General features: G+C 35.0%; 9 protein-coding genes. 8 read left to right on the top strand and 1 reads right to left on the bottom strand.

Annotated features, from left to right (window positions below; translation table 11 throughout):
• Positions 1-904 precede the first annotated feature (904 nt).
• On the top strand, positions 905-3,193 hold the full coding sequence (locus CU635_RS11255) for a DUF2726 domain-containing protein (protein WP_101577473.1): 2,289 nt from the start codon (positions 905-907) through the stop codon (positions 3,191-3,193).
• A gap of 314 nt (positions 3,194-3,507) precedes the next feature.
• On the opposite strand, the gene CU635_RS11260 is transcribed toward CU635_RS11255, so the two are convergent.
• A complete protein-coding gene (locus tag CU635_RS11260) occupies positions 3,508-4,866 on the bottom strand; it encodes an IS1182 family transposase (protein ID WP_101577474.1) in 1,359 nt (452 codons plus the stop codon).
• Positions 4,867-5,081: 215 nt separating this feature from the next.
• On the opposite strand from CU635_RS11260, the gene CU635_RS11265 reads away from it, so the two are divergent.
• The 7 genes from CU635_RS11265 to CU635_RS11295 all read left to right on the top strand — a co-directional run bounded on the left by CU635_RS11265 (position 5,082) and on the right by CU635_RS11295 (position 17,974).
• Complete coding sequence (locus CU635_RS11265; protein WP_101577475.1) at positions 5,082-6,548, top strand: type I restriction-modification system subunit M; 1,467 nt, start codon at positions 5,082-5,084, stop codon at positions 6,546-6,548.
• The gene (locus CU635_RS11270) at positions 6,535-7,755 is read left to right on the top strand and encodes a restriction endonuclease subunit S (protein WP_101577476.1); all 1,221 of its coding nucleotides are present in this window, start codon (positions 6,535-6,537) and stop codon (positions 7,753-7,755) included. The genes CU635_RS11265 and CU635_RS11270 overlap by 14 nt, the downstream gene beginning before the upstream one ends.
• A 39-nt stretch (positions 7,756-7,794) precedes the next feature.
• Positions 7,795-11,133 carry a DEAD/DEAH box helicase family protein gene (locus tag CU635_RS11275; RefSeq protein WP_101577477.1) on the top strand — a complete coding sequence of 1,113 codons (3,339 nt, stop codon included), beginning with the start codon at positions 7,795-7,797 and terminating at the stop codon, positions 11,131-11,133.
• 676 nt (positions 11,134-11,809) lie between these two features.
• The gene (locus CU635_RS11280) at positions 11,810-14,011 is read left to right on the top strand and encodes a hypothetical protein (protein ID WP_101577478.1); all 2,202 of its coding nucleotides are present in this window, start codon (positions 11,810-11,812) and stop codon (positions 14,009-14,011) included.
• 145 nt (positions 14,012-14,156) lie between these two features.
• Positions 14,157-15,194 (top strand): PIN domain-containing protein, encoded by a 1,038-nt coding sequence (locus CU635_RS11285; RefSeq protein WP_101577479.1) that lies wholly within the window; start codon positions 14,157-14,159, stop codon positions 15,192-15,194.
• A gap of 833 nt (positions 15,195-16,027) precedes the next feature.
• The gene (locus CU635_RS11290; protein ID WP_101577480.1) at positions 16,028-16,759 is read left to right on the top strand and encodes an ATP-binding protein; all 732 of its coding nucleotides are present in this window, start codon (positions 16,028-16,030) and stop codon (positions 16,757-16,759) included.
• A gap of 162 nt (positions 16,760-16,921) precedes the next feature.
• A complete protein-coding gene (locus CU635_RS11295; protein ID WP_101577481.1) occupies positions 16,922-17,974 on the top strand; it encodes a hypothetical protein in 1,053 nt (350 codons plus the stop codon).
• The last annotated feature ends 157 nt before the right edge of the window (positions 17,975-18,131 follow it).

Here is an 18,131-nt window from a genome sequence, read left to right on the forward strand (position 1 = left end):
TTAATCTGTAGAAATTTGAAAAAATGCCCCACTTTTTAGAGGAAATAAAGTGGCTGTTTACAGTTGTACGTCATAAGAAAATATATTTTAGGCATTGGGGCAGGGCGAACGTAGATGTTTTATAAAGAAAAATGAAGGTATCTAGGTATAAATGTTCGCAGATACTAACGGAGCAATTAAAGGTATTAGTAAAAAATAATAAAAGAGAAAAGGGACACCCATTTTAAAGGTTATAATTGCGGTAGGTAAGGGATGACGTACAGGATTAATTTGTGAAAATATGGTACGGAGGGGACAAGGGTTACGGTTCTTGCTTAGAACCTAAACAATTCATTCGGTAGTGGGTAGGGCTATAAAGGTATTAGTGGTATGATGTCTTTTAGTGCAAAAATTTAAAAGGAGCGGTTCATATTTACCGCCCTAAAGATTAAGTAGTATAGTCACCATAATTCTTATTAGTTGTCTGTGAAATATACTCGACACATGTGGAGTGCGTGTCGCAACTAGTTTTAAAAGAAGGCAACTAACCCTTATGGAGTTGCCTTTTCGTGTTTCTTGCATTAGATTTACTAAGTTGTATAAAAATGGACATCACCTTCATGATTAAAGTGATTTTCCCAACAAGAGGATCAGAATCTGAGGCGTTAATTCGTAAGGCATGGGAAGTTGTTTAGATTTTTGTCAATATAAAATGGATATCAATTTGAGTGAATTACTGAACCACTCCCTTTATAAAAACTCTTAAAAATCAAGTGATTTGGAAAAATGTATATTTGGTTTTTAGAGAAGGTAAAAATAATGTTGGTAATCAGTCTATTATGTTCACAGAACAGATCTTTCTTAATCTTTTATTATAATAATGGTAAAATAGGTTCGTCCATTAAAAAAGTAGGGGGAAACGGATATGGAAGAGACACTTCCATTAATCGAAACATATAATACAAAACTGACAGAAAGTTTCAATAAATACCGCGAAATCAATGACCCTAGTTGTCTCAAAAATACCATTGAGGAAACGATTGTGAATATAACCATTATCGATAAAAGCTCCATTAAAAACGAAGCTATGGAAGAATTTATTGAGCTTGTAGAAAGAATGGTTTACTTTAGCTTGGAAATTAAAGAATTTGCATTAGGAGATTCAATCTATCAAAAAATCATTCCTAATTTGGCATCATCCTTTTTTCAAGAAAAGGATGTGGAAAAGAAAGAACGAATTTGGTTATCAAGTGAATGTTTAATTACGAATTATTTTTCTATCCAACATTATTTAAAGGGGCTTTCCGAAGAACAGGTTCAATCCCTCGGGCACGTTTTAAAATGGTTTAAAAGCTTTAGTGGCTTAGGCTACACTGACGAGGCGTCTTTCATTGACATATTGATCGATACCCATTACCAATGGAAAGAAACCATGACACCAGAAGAGGAAACAACCTTTTGGATTACACTTGCCAAATGGCTGATACGTGAATTTCTTATGGAAAACCCTAATAATCTTTCTCTTTATCAAAAAGTAAAAATCTTTTATACCAATTATAAAAAATCCAAACGTCTGACTCATTTGGGTTATTTGGTTATTCAATATGTATCGCTCATTATAGGTGTTGCGGAGAACAAAATAGAATTCTCTAAGTTGGTTGATAAGTGCAGTTATATTTTAAATCAAATGAATAAAACCTTCTGTGAAGCACATGGTTCCGCACTAGCTAAAGTCTTCTCTGACATTACGATGATGTGGACCCCAACACCTTCAGACCGTAGTTTGTTTACAAAGCTGTTGTATGAAAGCACTTCTCCTGCATACAAAAAGGGGTACTTTAACGATATTTTTTATATAGACATCTCTAAATGGTTTGAAAATAACGCTTACTCCTTACTTGCTTTAGCTTATCAACAAGGACTTTTTTCGGAGAATGAGGTAAAGGAAAATCTTTTTGAGCTAGCCTACAGTCTGAAAAATGAAAATCAACATGCTGAGGCGAGAAGACTATATGAAGCTCTACTTATAGAAAAACCAAATCATGATTCTGCCTTAAATAATTTAGCTGTTATTTACAGAGACGTGGATAAAAACTATGAAAAAGCGTTGGCATATTTTGAACAAGCTGCAACACTAAATCCTTCAGAAGAAATCTACAAAAATAACCTTAGAAAAACGAAGGAAATAATCAAAAGAGAAAAAGAAAAACCAAAACGACAAATTGACAATTATTTTAAACAAACAGACAAGCAGCAAAAAAGTATTTGCTTTACTTTATATAAGTTAGAAGACTTTGATAAAGTCACAACGGAAGATATTGAAAATATTTCAAGTTTCAAAGGCAACTATCTACAAAAACACCTGGATCATCTTCAAAGAATGGAGCTGATTTATTATCATGACGACAAGGGGTGGAGGCTAGAAGAGCCGATTCGTGAAAAAGTAGCCAGTTATGTAGACCCTAAATTAGAACGGCAAATTATCCGGAACAATCAAGCCATCATGTACCGACCGATATTTTATCACGAATCGGAAATCAATCTGTATCGGGTATTGCTAGAGCTGTTCCCGCAACATTTTGTTTTCCCAAATATGGACTTGAAAACGATTATTCAAGTCGAAAAAATCCGAGATTATATAAGTTCTGACCTATTGGATTATCTTTTCAAAGCCCATGTGGATTTCGCCATTATTGATACGACTTCTTATCTTCCGATTCTTACGTTTGAAAAGGACAGTGAATACCAGGATACCGAACCGCAAAAATCCAATGCCGTTAAAAAGAATGCGATCTTCCAGGCGAGCGGCCTTCCATTAATCCGTATCCGTTACAGCAGTGCCATGGACTATGAACGGTTAAAAGAGGAAATCAAGCAGGCTACCAAGGAATATATCCTTGAAATTAGCGGAAGCGCCGATGCAGAAGCGCGAAGAATATTGGCATCCATTGATCCAAAAAGGTTCGGCATTCTTACCGACCTGCCATCAAATGACGAATTAAAAGAGGCTTGGGAGAAATTAGTGGGCAATGTGATTGCTGCCCATACCACATCCCTTGAATTAGACCAAGAACATTGCGTGTTGCGAGTGACAGTTGAAGAAAGCTTTAGAACTGTTTTAGAACTGGGAGCTGACAGTATTAAAAGCAACCTTTATCAGCTATATCCCATTTTGAACGCGGTACAGTTTTATTGGGCAAATACTAACAAGTAAATGCTATTATCCTGACCTAGCATCTCATGTGTTGCCGCATACACGCCATACATGTGGAGTGCATGGTGCAGATAGTTTTAAAAGGAGAAGCAGGATCCTGGTAAGGGGTTGCCTGCTTTATTCAATTGTATGCCGGAGTTATTTTCGGTTGTCCATAAGCACAGGGTCCTGTTCTGTTTTTCTATTGTTTCTTTTGATTTTTAAGACGTTGATTTTTTTCTAGTTAAAAAGTATTAATTGAATCAATTTCATAATTCCTTTTTTTAAAGAAACACAGACCTACAGAATTTAGTTTCTCTTTAAAATTTTTAAATTTAAGCAGCTTGTTGTTGATTTAACTGAGCATTTATACGATCAACAGCTAGTTTTGAAGCATTATAAACTAATGTAATGATGTCAAAATGGACCTTGGCACGTTTTCCAGTACGATAACGAACATTGTCCAGTTGGAAATATCCTTTGAGATAAGCATTCACACGCTCCACAGCGGTACGGCGTTTAAATATGGATTTCCAGGCTTTTGATCCTCGAGCTGGGGCTGTGTATTTTCTAAGATCCGTGGTAATCCTTATTTTGTATATCTTTTGGCAGAGACCTTCATTAGCTAAGGGGCATTCTTTACATTCCTTTGGCCGTGTGTATTTAAGTGTTTCATACTTCGGGTCAAAACTATCATAGCGGTAGGAATATTCTCTGAAACATGTGGGTGCAAAATGTTTATCAAAGCCAATAGGTTCAGGTTCATTGCGTTTATTATAGGCAATCACAGCTTGATGACCCATTTGATGAATCTGCGTATAAATAGGTTCATAATCGTATCCGGCATCCATTGTTTCATAGCGTAAAGAAGGGAGCGGCACACGTTCTTGGATGCCCTTTAATAAAGGAATAGCTGCCTTTCCGTCGTTTAGGCTGCCGGAAGAGAATAGGGATTGCAAAATGTATTGGCTGGATGTCCCTACAGCTAAGTGCCCTTTATAACCGTACCAAAAGACGTTTTTTCCTTCGCTATTTTTCTTCACGCCCCACTGCGGATCTTGAGGAATTTCATTGCGAAGTTCGGCTAAAGGAACGTTCAATTGATCTTCGATTTTCTTTTCGAAAATAGAAAGATTGGCTTCCCTTTCGGCTTTTTCAATCAACCATTTTTCCCTTTCCTCTTTGGACTTGCGGCCACGTTTCTTAGGTTCCTCTTTAGGTTTCTCATGATCCTTTGGAGGTGCCTGATCTCGTGCTTCAAAATGTGTGGCATCAATGGCTACTGTATCATCTGTAATAAATCCTTCTTGGATTGCTTGATGAAGAAGTGTCTCTTGAACTTCTTCTAGGATATTTGATTCACTAATGATCGTTAACATTCTTGAATACGCAGCTTCTGATGGCACGGAATCAGATACTAAAAACCCGCAGTCAAGACGGAAAATCATATCATTTTTTAAACGCTTCACTAGATCTTTAATAAATGGAATTCGTTCCGAAATTCGGGCCACCAAGGAGTAAATCATAGCCGCATAGTTTAGCTCAACAGGCCTGCCCAAACGTGATTTCTTCGTTACCACAGCGAAGATTGGATCTATGTCAATAGCCGAAAAAATAGCTTCAAATCGTTGGGTAGGTTCTAAATCATATAATTCTTGTAAGCCAAACAGGCTTCCTTGTCGTATAATAGTCATAGGGAGTTTTCCTCCAGTCTTATAAGTTTGTGTGGTGCTTACTTATTTCGACATTTTGGGGAGGTACTCCTTTTTTTGCGTCTCAGAACCATTGGGGTTCAAGGGGTTAAATTTATGAAATTGATTCAATTAAATAAGAATTTCCATAAAGCTTTATTATTGCTATTGTTATAAAAGTAGTATAATTGAAATGGAAAATAACAGGGAGGATCAACATGATTACAGGTGAAATCAAAAATAAAGTAGATAAAATATGGGAGACGTTCTGGACAGGCGGAATTACGAACCCTTTAACCGTTATTGAACAATTTACTTATCTATTATTTATAAAAGGTCTAGATGAAACAGAAACAACAAAGGAAAAAGAAGCGGAGTTTCTGGGGATAGATTACGTAGGATTATTTCCTAAAGATAAACAGCATCTGCGTTGGCACCGCTTCAAACAACTTGGTTCAGCTGAAGAAATGTATAACGTAGTATCAAACGAAGTGTTTCCATTCATAAAAAATCTGCATGGTAAAGATGAATCAGCCTATTCGAAATATATGGGTGATGCCATGTTTATGATTCCTACTGCCAATATGCTGGCCAAAATTGTGGATGGCATTGACAATATCACGATGAAAGACCGCGATACACAAGGGGATTTATATGAATATCTTTTATCAAAAATAGCGACATCCGGAACAAATGGCCAGTTCCGTACACCACGGCACATTATTAAAATGATGGTTGAATTAATGAAACCAACTCCGGAAGATATTATTATTGACCCTGCTATGGGTTCGGCCGGATTCTTGGTAGCTGCAAGCGAATATTTACGAGACAACCATAATGACCTGTTCCTGGTTCAAGGATTAAAAGAACATTTCCATAATACGATGTTCTATGGAAATGATATGGACCGAACAATGCTGCGTATTGGGGCAATGAACATGATGCTTCACGGTGTGGATAATCCAAATATTGATTACCGTGATTCCCTGGCTGAAATAAATAGGGACAAAGAGCAATATACATTAGTTCTGGCTAATCCTCCGTTTAAAGGATCTTTAGACTATGAAGCTGTTTCAAATGATTTACTAAAAATAGCTAAAACTAAGAAAACAGAATTACTATTCTTATCTCTATTCATTCGTATATTAAAACCGGGTGGGCGTGCTGCGGTAATCGTTCCTGACGGAGTTTTGTTTGGTAGCTCGAATGCACATAAACAAATACGTAAAGAAATTATTGATAATCATAAACTTGAAGCGATTATTTCAATGCCTAGTGGTGTATTCAAGCCCTACGCAGGAGTATCAACTGCTGTGATTATATTTACTAAAACCTGTGCAGGTGGAACTGATGATGTGTGGTTCTATGAAATGAAAGCAGATGGATTTTCATTAGATGATAGACGAAGTCCTATTGAACAAAATGATATACCGGATATTCTAACACGGTTCAACAATTTGGAAGGTGAAAAAGAGCATAAACGAACAGAGCAATCATTCTTTGTACCAGTTGAAGAACTAAGAGAAAATGAATATGGTTTATCAATCAATAAGTACAAAGAAATTGAATATGAAGAAATGGTTTATGAGGAGCCAATAGTACTTGTTAATAAAATTAAAGATTTGGAAACAGAAGTTAATAATGGTATTAATGAGTTGGAGGCTTTATTAAGTGAAAAGTTATAGAGTTATCGATTTACTTGATGAAATAATAACTGGTGACTGGGGTCAAGAACCTAATGGCATAAACGATACAAAAGTACTCAGAACTACAAATTTTACAAATGTTGGGCATTTAGATTTAGATAAAGAAGTAGTAACTCGAAATATTGAGCAAAAGAAAGTTAATCAAAAAAAATTAAAATATGGGGATATCATTATTGAAAAGTCTGGTGGTTCTCCTGAACAACCAGTGGGAAGAGTAGTCTATTTTGATGTGCAAGGTGATGATATCTATTTATGCAATAATTTTACCAGTATTTTAAGACCGAATAGTACAAAAGTAGATAATAGATATTTATTTTACTTTCTTTTTTATCAACACAAAATTAGAACGGTTTTAAAATATCAAAATAAGACGACAGGAATAATTAATCTAAAGTTAGATAATTACCTCAATAAATCAGAGATAAAGTTACCGAGTATCAAAGTACAACATAGGATCGTTAAAATACTTGATTCGGTATTTGAACTAATAGAGAAACGTAAAATCCAAATCGAAACATTAGGTCAATTAATTCAAAGTGTGTTTTTGGAGATGTTCGGGGATCCAATCTCTAATCCTAAAGAATGGAATATATCATCATGTAAGGATGTCACTAAAAAAATTGGTTCAGGAGCAACACCTATAGGAGGTAATGCTAGTTATAAAGTTGATGGTATCAGTTTAATCCGTAGTATGAACGTTTACAACAATAGGTTTAATTATAAAGATTTAGCTTTTATAGACGAAGAGCAAGCAGGAAAATTAAACGGTGTTGAGGTTTATAAAAATGATGTTTTATTAAATATTACTGGAGCTTCTGTAGCTAGAAGCTGTATTGTTCCTAATGATATATTACCAGCAAGGGTCAATCAGCATGTATCTATTATTAGGGTTAAAGATGATATGGTTAGCTATATTTTTTTGAATTATTTGTTTACAAATGAATTTTACCAAAAACATTTATGGCAAATAGCTACTAGCGGTGGAGCAACAAGAGAAGCTATCACAAAACAACAAATAGAAAAGTTACCCATTATTTCACCACCACATTATTTACAAAATAACTTTGCAAGTATAGTACAACACATAGAAAAACAGAAGTCATTAATGCAGTCAAGCCTTGTCGAGCTAGAGAATATGTATAATGCCCTGTTGCAAAAAGCTTTCAAAGGAGAATTATTTAGCTAAGATAAAGTTTTAACTTTTAAACAAAAGGAGGGGCGATCAATGTCAAACTTTAGCTTCCTAAAAGATAAAAATCAATACAGAAATTTTGCTAATGCCTGTTTTGAAGCAGAAAAGGCTCTAGTTGTGAGTCCAGCTGTCAGTGCGATCCAGTCTCGTCGCGCGCTGGAACTGGCAGTTAAATGGGTATATAGTTATGATAGTGCAGTGAAGATTCCCTATCAAGATAATCTCTCAAGCTTAATTCATGACGCTAATTTCCTGGCTATTATCGATGAAGATTTATTGCCTCTTATGAAGTATATTGTAAAGCTGGGAAATGTGGCGGTGCATACCAATGCGCTAATTACCCGTGATGAAGCGGTGCTCTCATTGCACCATTTGCATCAATTTATTTCATGGATTGATTACTGTTATTCAGATGAATTTACTGCTGGAGATTTTGATGAATCGCACCTTCAATTTGGCGAAGAGAAACGAGTGCGTCCTGAAGAGCTAAAAGATTTATATGAACAATTAAGCTCGAAAGACAAAAAGCTCGAAGAAGTCATGAAAGAAAATGAACATCTCCGCAAAAAAGTGACGAAGAAACGGGAACACAATACGAAAGACTATGACTTCCATGTTGATGAGTTAAACGAGTTTGAAACACGCCTCAAATATATAGATTTGGACTTAAAGCTGGCAGGCTGGGAGTTTAATAAAGACATTATTCGTGAATACCCTGTTGAGGGGATGCCCAATATTGCTGGAACAGGCTTTGTAGACTATGTTCTATTCGGCGATAACGGCAAGCCTCTTGCTGTTGTAGAGGCAAAAAGAACTTCCAAAGATCCGAAAATCGGCCGGCGACAAGCAAAGCTATATGCTGACTGCATTCAAAAAATGACAGGTACACAACCAGTTATTTTTTATACAAATGGCTTTGAAACCTATATATGGCATGATCCATATCCTCCAAGAAAAGTTGCAGGCTTCTATAATAAAGAAGAATTAAGCTTGTTAATGGACCGCCGCGAGATGAAGCGTCCTTTACAAGATATTCAAATTAATGATTCGATTAGCAATCGCTATTATCAAAAAGAAGCGATTTTAGCAGTTAGTGATGCTTTATCACGGAATCAAAGAAAAGCACTGCTAGTAATGGCTACTGGAAGTGGCAAAACTAGAACTGCCATTTCCATAGTTGATGTGTTGGCTCGCCATAACTGGGTTAAAAATGTTTTATTTTTAGCTGACCGTAAAACATTGCTAAATCAAGCGTATAAGAATTTTAATACCCTATTGCCAGGTTTAACACTCTGTAATCTTTTGGATAATAAGGATAACCCGGAAGAAAGCAGAATGGTCTTTTCAACTTATCCGACAATGATGAATGCAATTGATGAGGCGAAGCGCAAAGACGGCAAGAAGTTATTTACTGTCGGTCATTTTGATCTCATTATCATTGATGAATCACACCGAAGCATTTATAAAAAATATCGCAGCATTTTTGACTATTTCGATGGAATTTTGCTTGGTTTAACCGCTACGCCGAAGGATGAAATCGATAAAAATACCTATGAGGTATTTGATCTTGAAAACGGCGTGCCAACGTTTGCCTATGAATTGGATCAAGCTGTTAAAGATGAGTATTTAGTTGACTACCGGACCATAGAAACGAAAATGAAGTTTTTAGAAGAAGGTATCCACTACGACGATTTAACTGATGAAGAAAAGGAAAGATTCGAGGAAACCTTTGATGATGAGGAAGTACTAGAAGACATTGAAAGTTCCGCGTTGAATGAATGGTTATTTAATGATCATACAATTGATACGGTATTGAAAAATCTAATGGAAAAAGGGATCCATGTTGAAGGCGGAGATAAGCTGGGAAAGACAATTATTTTTGCGAAAAATCATAATCACGCAGAAAGAATTGTACAGCGTTTTGACGTTTTGTTCCCTGAGTACAAAGGTGATTTCGCCCAAGTAATTGATTATAGTGTGAATTACTATCAAACTCTTATTGATGATTTTTCCGAAGTGAAAAGACTTCCGCAAATTGCGATATCTGTAGATATGCTGGATACAGGCGTTGATATTCCGGAAGTAGTTAATCTTGTATTCTTTAAAAAGGTGCGCTCGAAGTCGAAGTTTTGGCAAATGATTGGCCGGGGAACAAGACTATGCCCTGATTTATTGGGTATTGGTGAGGATAAAACTCATTTCTTAATATTCGATTATTGTGGTAACTTCGAATTTTTCAGAGCAAATCCAAAGGGCATGGAAGGCCAGGTTGGCAAGAGTTTAACAGAAAAACTGTTTAATGCCAAAGTCGATATTATTCGAGAACTACAGGCAATGGACTATCAGACTGAAGAATATATAAACCATCGCAATAAATTGGTGGACGATATAACAAGAGATGTCCTGGCGCTTGATAATGAAAATTTCCGTGTTAAGCAGCATCTTCAATATGTTGAGAAGTTTAAGAACAAAAACAATTGGAATGCACTATCTGTACTTGATACAAATGAAATTAAAGAGCATATTTCCCCAATCATTGTTCCAATGAATGATGATGAATTCGCCAAGCGGTTTGATTTAGTGATGTATACAATTGAACTGGCAAAGCTGCAGACGAAAAATGCAACGAAACCGATTCGCAGCGTAATTAAAACAGCTGAGGCATTATTGAAATTAGGCACAATTCCCCAAGTGATGGAACAAAAGCCTGTTATCGATAAAGTGCTTACTGAAGAATTTTGGGATAGTGCCGATATATTTCAACTGGATTCTGTCCGTGAAGCACTAAGGGATCTAATCAAGTTTATTGAAAAAGAAACACAAAAAATCTACTACACGAACTTCCAAGATGAAGTACTTGAAGTAAAAGAAAGCGGTCCGATGTTCCAGGTCAATGACTTACAAAGCTATAAGAAAAAAGTGCATCATTATCTTATCCAACATAAAGATCAAATGGCCATCTTTAAACTGAACCACAATAAGCCATTGACCGCCCAAGATGTCGACACGCTTGAAAATATTTTATGGAAAGAACTCGGAACAAAAGAAGATTACGAAAAGGACTTTGGGGAGACCCCAATAACAAAACTTGTTCGTCAAATTGTTGGTCTCGATCCGCAAGCCGCCAATGCTGCCTTTTCCGAATTTCTTTCTGAAGAACGATTAAACGTTACTCAAATCCGTTTCGTAAAATTGATTGTAGACTATGTTGTGAAAAACGGAACTCTCGACAAGAAAGTGTTGCAGCAAGAGCCTTTTAAAACGGTTGGCAGCATCGTTGAGCTTTTCAAAGATAACATGGATGATGCAAGACGAATTACTGGGGTTATTGATGAGATAAATAAAAATGCAGAAGAGATTACTGGGGCTTAAAAACATTATATAACTTTGAAGAGACACCTGAATTATATTAATTGAGGTGTCCTTTTATATATTAATCCGGATAAATTAAATTTAGCATAAACAGGAAATCAAGATGTCTTCTGGATCCGACCAGCCAAATTCTTTGTAGTTCAGCAACCGTGTCCATGATTGCATTTTCTTCAAAGACTATTCTCCCTGTACTTTTAAATGTGGCATTGCCCTCGAATATGTGCCGCAATACAAAAAAACTGATTCCTGTGAACTTACAGCTTCTTTCATTGTTATAAATCTTTATAAAATAGGGTTTTTTCGGTTGGGACTGGTTTCTAAGTTAGAATAGTTCTCTCATGAATAATTCTGATTATTAAGGTCTCAACAGAGTAACCATTATTTCTTTTCCATAGTTCACCGCTCTATTTAGAATGCAATTATCATGATATTATAAACAATTTTCAGAACATTTGTTCTTAAATGTGTAATTTGTTGGAAATATTCTGTATAATATTAATGATACATAATCTGTAATGTAAAAGTAATTTCAGTTGGGAATAATTTGCAGAGGTGTCTGTAAAATAATGATTCAATATCTAAAGAATTTGGAAGCAGGTGAATAAACTTGAAAGAGTTAGAGCCTGAAAAAAACCAGCTGAAGAAGAATTTATAATTGAAAAGGGAGTGTTAGAAAATGAAGGAGGAAAATGAGTCATTGGATGTGTTTCCTTTTATTGAAATAATAGAGTTGGAGAAAAACATAGAGGAAAGCCTCACAAAGATTCGAAGTACAATTTCTAAAGGCAATCCGATAATGACTATGATTCAATTGCATGGACAAAAGTTTTTTAACCATTTTGGGGACATAGAGGCATCGGTTTATGGTAATGTTAAGCCTTATGAGAACAAATTGCTAGACTTCACACAAAGTCTTATTGTAACCAATGATATAAATCAAGGGACTGGATGTTTAAATAAAAATGAAATAACTGGATATTTGGAAGAACTGGATAAACTATTTACTGCTGCAAGTATTTATGTAAACATGGCACCAAAGGATGAGTTAATTAAGTATTCTCAAGGAATGCAAATGAACGTTTCTGGAACATTGTACCCGTTTTTCGAAAAAGAGCATTTTACAGATATGTTGTCTCCCTATACGGATCTTTTGGAAGAAATCTTCGGTATAACAAGCATTGAAGCGGTAGAAGGCCTTTTAGCAATTAGCAAACACTTACGCACTATGGGATTTGTGGAAGCTTTGATAAATAGTGGTGCTTCACCAGAAGAAATATCAGACGAAGTGTTATTAAATATAGCTGAATACTTTAATGTTGAACGTATTACAGGATGGCCTATAGAGTTTATTCAGGAATTATCACTTCAACAAGGCGAATGCAAAGACTTTTACGAAAATGACCTACAAGTAATGTTAAAGGAGACTCCGATAAAATATAAGCCCTTCATTGGTGTTGGAGATAAATATTACTGTTTTTCCATTGATAATTTAATTGATAACTTTTATAGAACAGTTCTAAGAGCTATGCGTAGGAAAAAAGGGAGTATTTCAAATAGGATTAATGACATCCAAAAGGATTTATCAGAGGCATTACCTTTCAAATTATTTAAAACCATCTTACCTGCATCCCAAATGTTTAAAAGTGTCTTTTACAAAGCTCCAGTTGGTGCAAATGGAAAAAACGAATGGTGCGAGTGTGATGGTATTATTCTATTTGATGATGTAATGATTATTATAGAAGTGAAGGGCGGAGCATTATCACCCGTTTCACCCTTTTCTGATGAAGAAGCTTACAAAAAATCATTAAATGATTTAGCTAAAAATCCATATGAACAATCCCTTCGATTTTTTGAAGAGTACAAGAGGACAGGGAAGATAGATATTTATCATAAAGAGAGTAAAAAGCGTTATAAATTTACTACTTCTATTGAGAATATTAAATTTATACAAGCTTGCTGCGTTACTTTAGATGATTTTAACGAAATAGCTTCCCAAATTGAAAAGACAGAATTCATTCAAAATAGTGACCTTCCTGTTTGGTGTGTTTCCGTTAACGATTTGCGAGTATACCCTGAACTATTTGATTCTCCTAGTTTGTTCTTAAATTATCTATATCAGAGGAGTCATGCCACTAAGAATCCTTATATAAAGCTTAATGATGAGCTGGACCATATAGGGATGTATTTTGCATATAATGACTATTGTACGCGCATTAGTGAGATTGCTAAGGAAGAAGATATAGAAGAGATATTTATTGCTAGTCATAGAGATGAAATTGATGCCTACATGGCGAGAAAAATCAATACTGACCTTAATGATGGTGAAGGGGAAAGTTTCTATGATATATTGTTTGGGCCTGCACCAAAACCCAGACAAGAGATGGATTTCATGTTTGAACAACTAATTAAATTATTAGATAGCACAAAGGATCATTTATGTATACGAGCTGCTAGATACTTTCTTTTATTAGACTCATATTCAAGAGATAACCTTAGCGAGTTTCTTTCATCAAGAAGTAAGAAACTTTTAGAATTTAAAAGTCGTCAAGCAATATTAACCCCATATATGGCATTCAACTATAAAAAAGAAGATAGGATCAGTGAGTTACCTGTTATTACAATATTCCTACTGCAAGCATCCAATAAATTATTTAAAGATGTAGTTCAACGCAAGCGGTTTTTAATGGAGAGAGTTCTATATGAAGATGAGCCAACCTATTGCATATTGGTCGGAATGAACAAAAACAAAGAGTTAACAAAAGTGATTACACATATAATAGGGCCTGAACAGTTTCAAATGTTACCGGAGTCGGCATATGAACTACTTAAAAACACTAGAGACAAGATAGGTAATTCACGTAATATTAAAGAATTTTGAATAGAAGGGAAAAGGATGGAATAATATATATAATCTTCATTCCTAATAGCTATACTCCATTAATTATTGACAAGGTAACAAAGGAAAAATAGCTATTCTTGTCGAAGTTAAGAACGGATTTATTCTTAAAATAAGGAGATTGTTTATGTCTTATTTAATAATTTTGGATACCAATATAATTTTTAATGACTTCTTTTTCAAATCTTCTGATATGAAAAAGTTACTCAAATATACTCGACATGAACCAGTTGATCTTTCCATTACAAATTTCAATTATCATGAAATCCTAAAAAAGTATAGAGATGAAATTAGGCCACTTGTTAAGAAGGTTAAGAGTACAAAAAGTGATTTGATAAAGCTAGAGGCTTCAGAGATAATCGATTTTGAAAATTTAAAAGCTGATAAGATTGCTGCAAAATATAAGAATTTCTTGGATAAAACAATTGAAGAAAATGACATAAAAATTATTGATTTCCCTACATCAAACGATATTACGGAAAAAATATCATTCAAATACTTTAATAACAAAAAGCCATTTGATGAAAATAAAGTCTCTTTTCAAGACGCTATTATATGGGAAAGTATAGTGGAATATTGTAATGAAAATGAACCCGATAATATTGCATTTATATCAAATAATCATAAGGATTTTGCTAATAAAGATCAAAACCGTATCCACGAGGATTTAGCTGAAGATGTACAAAATTTATCATATTATAATTCGTTATCAGCATTTTTAGAAAGCGAAGAAGACAATTTAAGAGACTATTTTATTGATAACTTTGAGTATGATGAACAATTGTTAAAGGATGAATTAACACTGTTTTTTGAGAGAAATGATTACCTTCCAACCACCGTTGACGATATGCTTATGAATTCAGAATTTGAGGGTGAATTTTTTAGTGGTTGGGGTAGTGATGGGTATATTGAGAACTATAGCATAAATTTAAATGAAGTTTCTCTAGACATTGAAGAAAACGCTATGCTAGTATCCTTTGATATTGAAATTAATGTGAGTTTTAGTATTGAAACAGTCGATCCGACATATGAAAAAGGAGATCCCGGTGATGGCATGATTTCAGAGAGCAGCAGTACAAATATATTGATACAAAGTAATATAACCTATTTATTAGAGGATAAAGAATTTATAGATTATGTTGAATTAGAAAGCGATTATATCTAGTATTATATAAGCCTTGGATATTTTAGGACATTCATTATCTGAGATTGATATTCCTTGTTTTAAAAGAATTAATTCAATGGTTAATGCCAATTGCCCACAGTGGTATTCACTTATTATTCAGAGAAAGAACTTGAAAATCACAAAAAACAATTATTTACTTGAGTCTTGCAAAAAACTTGTCGTAATGATTGTCTAGTTTTGTCTACATTTGAAAACCTTATAAAAACAAGAATGACATCCCTTTATTCATGGAATTGGAAAGTTACCACACTACCCAAATTCCTAGAAAAAAGGAGATGTCTTAAGGTCATGGTAACCTTCTATTCAGCTATCATCAAGTTCATTGTTTCCCTTGTCTTTCCCTGTCAAAACCCGAGTTCAATCACGTTGTTTCCATCATGCATGGAATTATCCTGACCAAGGGAAGAAAGACGGTCACGCAGATCCAGCACCATTCCGGGAAGGATCGTGACCTGAGCTGCATGACCTGTTTTCTGAAAGAAGCTCCCTAGAGGGCAAACGTAGTTCCACGCAGGAGGATGAACCATTTGACCCTTTCATTCGGCGTGCCCATAAAAAGCAGGGGGAATCAAATTGTAAGATTGGAAAGGGAACCTTAAATGAACACGGGTTACTACTTAAGAAAAATAGTAAATACTGTATACTTTCTTCGAAAAACCATGAAGTTATAGCGTACACGAAATCTAAATGGATTACTCTGTAGATTTATTCTTTTATATTTTTATTTTTTTATGCAAATCTTTTAACTGTTAGATATTATTAGAATTATTAAGTAGTAGTTAAGGATAAACTTGCTGGGAAAGGAGGACAATATGGAAAATAATCAATTAATACAAGGTTCATTTTTTGAAGAGGATTACTTAATTCGTACATTGGGGGACTTGGCAAATTCACCGGACATAGCATTGACTGAACTAGTTGCTAATGCTTGGGACGCAGGCGCAACAAAAGTTGAAATAACTATACCAGATGAAATATTTGAAGAGATAACAGTTAAAGATAATGGTACAGGGTTAAGCCCTGAACAATTTCGTAAAAGATGGATGACACTTGGATATAATCGGCTAAAACATCAAGGAGAACAGGTTGAGTTTCCACCGGACAGTAAGATGGGTTATCGCCGTGTTTTTGGGAGAAATGGTGTTGGAAGGCATGGGATGCTTTGCTTTGCAAATCAGTATATTGTCGAAACACGAAGGGATGGAAAAGTTTCTAAATTTGAGGTTTCAGCTTCTAGTGGTAATCAACCATTTAAATTAATACAAGAAGAAATATCAGTCGGTAGTGATCATGGAACAAAAATATGTGCAAAAGTAGAAAGAAATTTACCAAATTCTGAGTCCATAAGAGACATACTTTCTGCTCGATTTCTTCATGATCCACAATTTAGTGTATTTGTTAATGGAAAATCTATATCCTTAACCGAGCATAAAGGATTAATTGATAATGAACGAATAACCGTTAATAATGTAAAACTTGATATCTATGTAGTTGATTCGACTAAATCAGCAAAAACCATACGTCAGCATGGAGTAGCATTTTGAGTAGGAAATAGATTAGTAGGAGAACCAAGTTGGTATCTAGGGGAACGATCTTTAGCAGATGGTCGTACCAGTTTTGCAAAAAGGCACACAATAGTAGTAAAAACTGATGATTTGTATAATGAAGTCCTACCTGATTGGTCATCGTTTAAGAAATCACCACTTATGGATAATATCTATACAGCTGTTGCGAGCTATATAGATTCTTTTTATCGCACAGCAATGAAAGAACGTATTAATGAGACTAAGCGTACGGTAATAATTGAACACCTTTCTGAATTATCTCAGTTACATACACTAGGTAGAGTAGAAATATCAGAATTTGTAGAAGAGTTAACGGAAAGACAACCAACAATACAACCTGAGTATTTATCTGCTGCTGTAAAGGCGGTTATTCTTCTTGAAAAATCAAGAAGTGGTGCAAGCTTATTACAAAAACTTTCTTTATTATCCGATGAAGATTTAGATGGTTTAAATGTTTTGTTGGATGACTGGACTGTCAAGGATGCTCTAGCTGTGCTTAATGAAATCGATAAACGATTACTTGTTATTGAGGCGTTAGAAAGATTTTCAGCAGATTCAGATGTAGATGAACTAAAAACTCTCCATCCCTTAGTTGTTCAGGCTAAGTGGTTATTTGGACCGGAATTTGATTCACCACTTTATACCTCAAATATTTCATTAACTAATGCAATGCAACAACTATTTGGGAAAACGGTAAAAAAGGATGCTTTCTATAATGCCCGCAATAGACCAGATATTATAATAATAGAAGATTCAACAATATCTGCCGTATGTTCAGAGGATTTTGAAGAAAGTAGTCATCTTTCCATAATGAAAAGAGTCCTTATCATTGAATTGAAACGCGGTGGGTTTTCAATAGGAAGAGATGAGTTTAATCAGGCCACTAATTATGTGGATGATCTACTTAATAGTGGTTACTTAGATGGAACGCCATATATTAATGCTTACGTAGTTGCTCATAAGGTTGATTCTCGATTAGGTAACAGTAAAGTTCGAAAGGTTGGAGAACCAGAAAGGGGAAGAGTCGAGGTAGTTACCTATGGTCAGTTAGTGCGTACAGCACAGCAAAGACTATTTAGACTTAAGGAACAGCTTAATTCAAGGTATAAAGAAATTATAGATAATACTTTGGTTCAGAAGATTTTAAATGAACCGGTTCAGCTTGAATTGATAAAGCCGGAAGAAACTGCATAGCAGAAAGGGAATGAGGAGAGGTGCTTAGCGCCTCTCCTGTTTCTTTCCTTATGCTTTTCAAAAACAGTACTGCCAATTTCGCAATCCTTGGCGAATTTCTTCCTGGTATGCGCCAAAGTGTAGAGTTATTAGGACATTTACATCTTTAAAGTATAAA

Origin of the sequence: Bacillus canaveralius (assembly GCF_002860125.1) — a bacterium.
GTDB classification, from domain to species: domain Bacteria; phylum Bacillota; class Bacilli; order Bacillales; family Cytobacillaceae; genus Bacillus_BJ; species Bacillus_BJ canaveralius.

Bases quoted from the DNA above. Each gene is read 5' to 3' on its own strand.
- CU635_RS11255 (WP_101577473.1), top strand. From the start codon at position 905: ATGGAAGAGACACTTCCATTAATCGAAACATATAATACAAAACTGACA.
- CU635_RS11260 (WP_101577474.1), bottom strand. From the start codon at position 4,866: ATGACTATTATACGACAAGGAAGCCTGTTTGGCTTACAAGAATTATAT.
- CU635_RS11265 (WP_101577475.1), top strand. From the start codon at position 5,082: ATGATTACAGGTGAAATCAAAAATAAAGTAGATAAAATATGGGAGACG.
- CU635_RS11275 (WP_101577477.1), top strand. From the start codon at position 7,795: ATGTCAAACTTTAGCTTCCTAAAAGATAAAAATCAATACAGAAATTTT.
- CU635_RS11280 (WP_101577478.1), top strand. From the start codon at position 11,810: ATGAAGGAGGAAAATGAGTCATTGGATGTGTTTCCTTTTATTGAAATA.
- CU635_RS11285 (WP_101577479.1), top strand. From the start codon at position 14,157: ATGTCTTATTTAATAATTTTGGATACCAATATAATTTTTAATGACTTC.
- CU635_RS11290 (WP_101577480.1), top strand. From the start codon at position 16,028: ATGGAAAATAATCAATTAATACAAGGTTCATTTTTTGAAGAGGATTAC.
- CU635_RS11295 (WP_101577481.1), top strand. From the start codon at position 16,922: ATGGATAATATCTATACAGCTGTTGCGAGCTATATAGATTCTTTTTAT.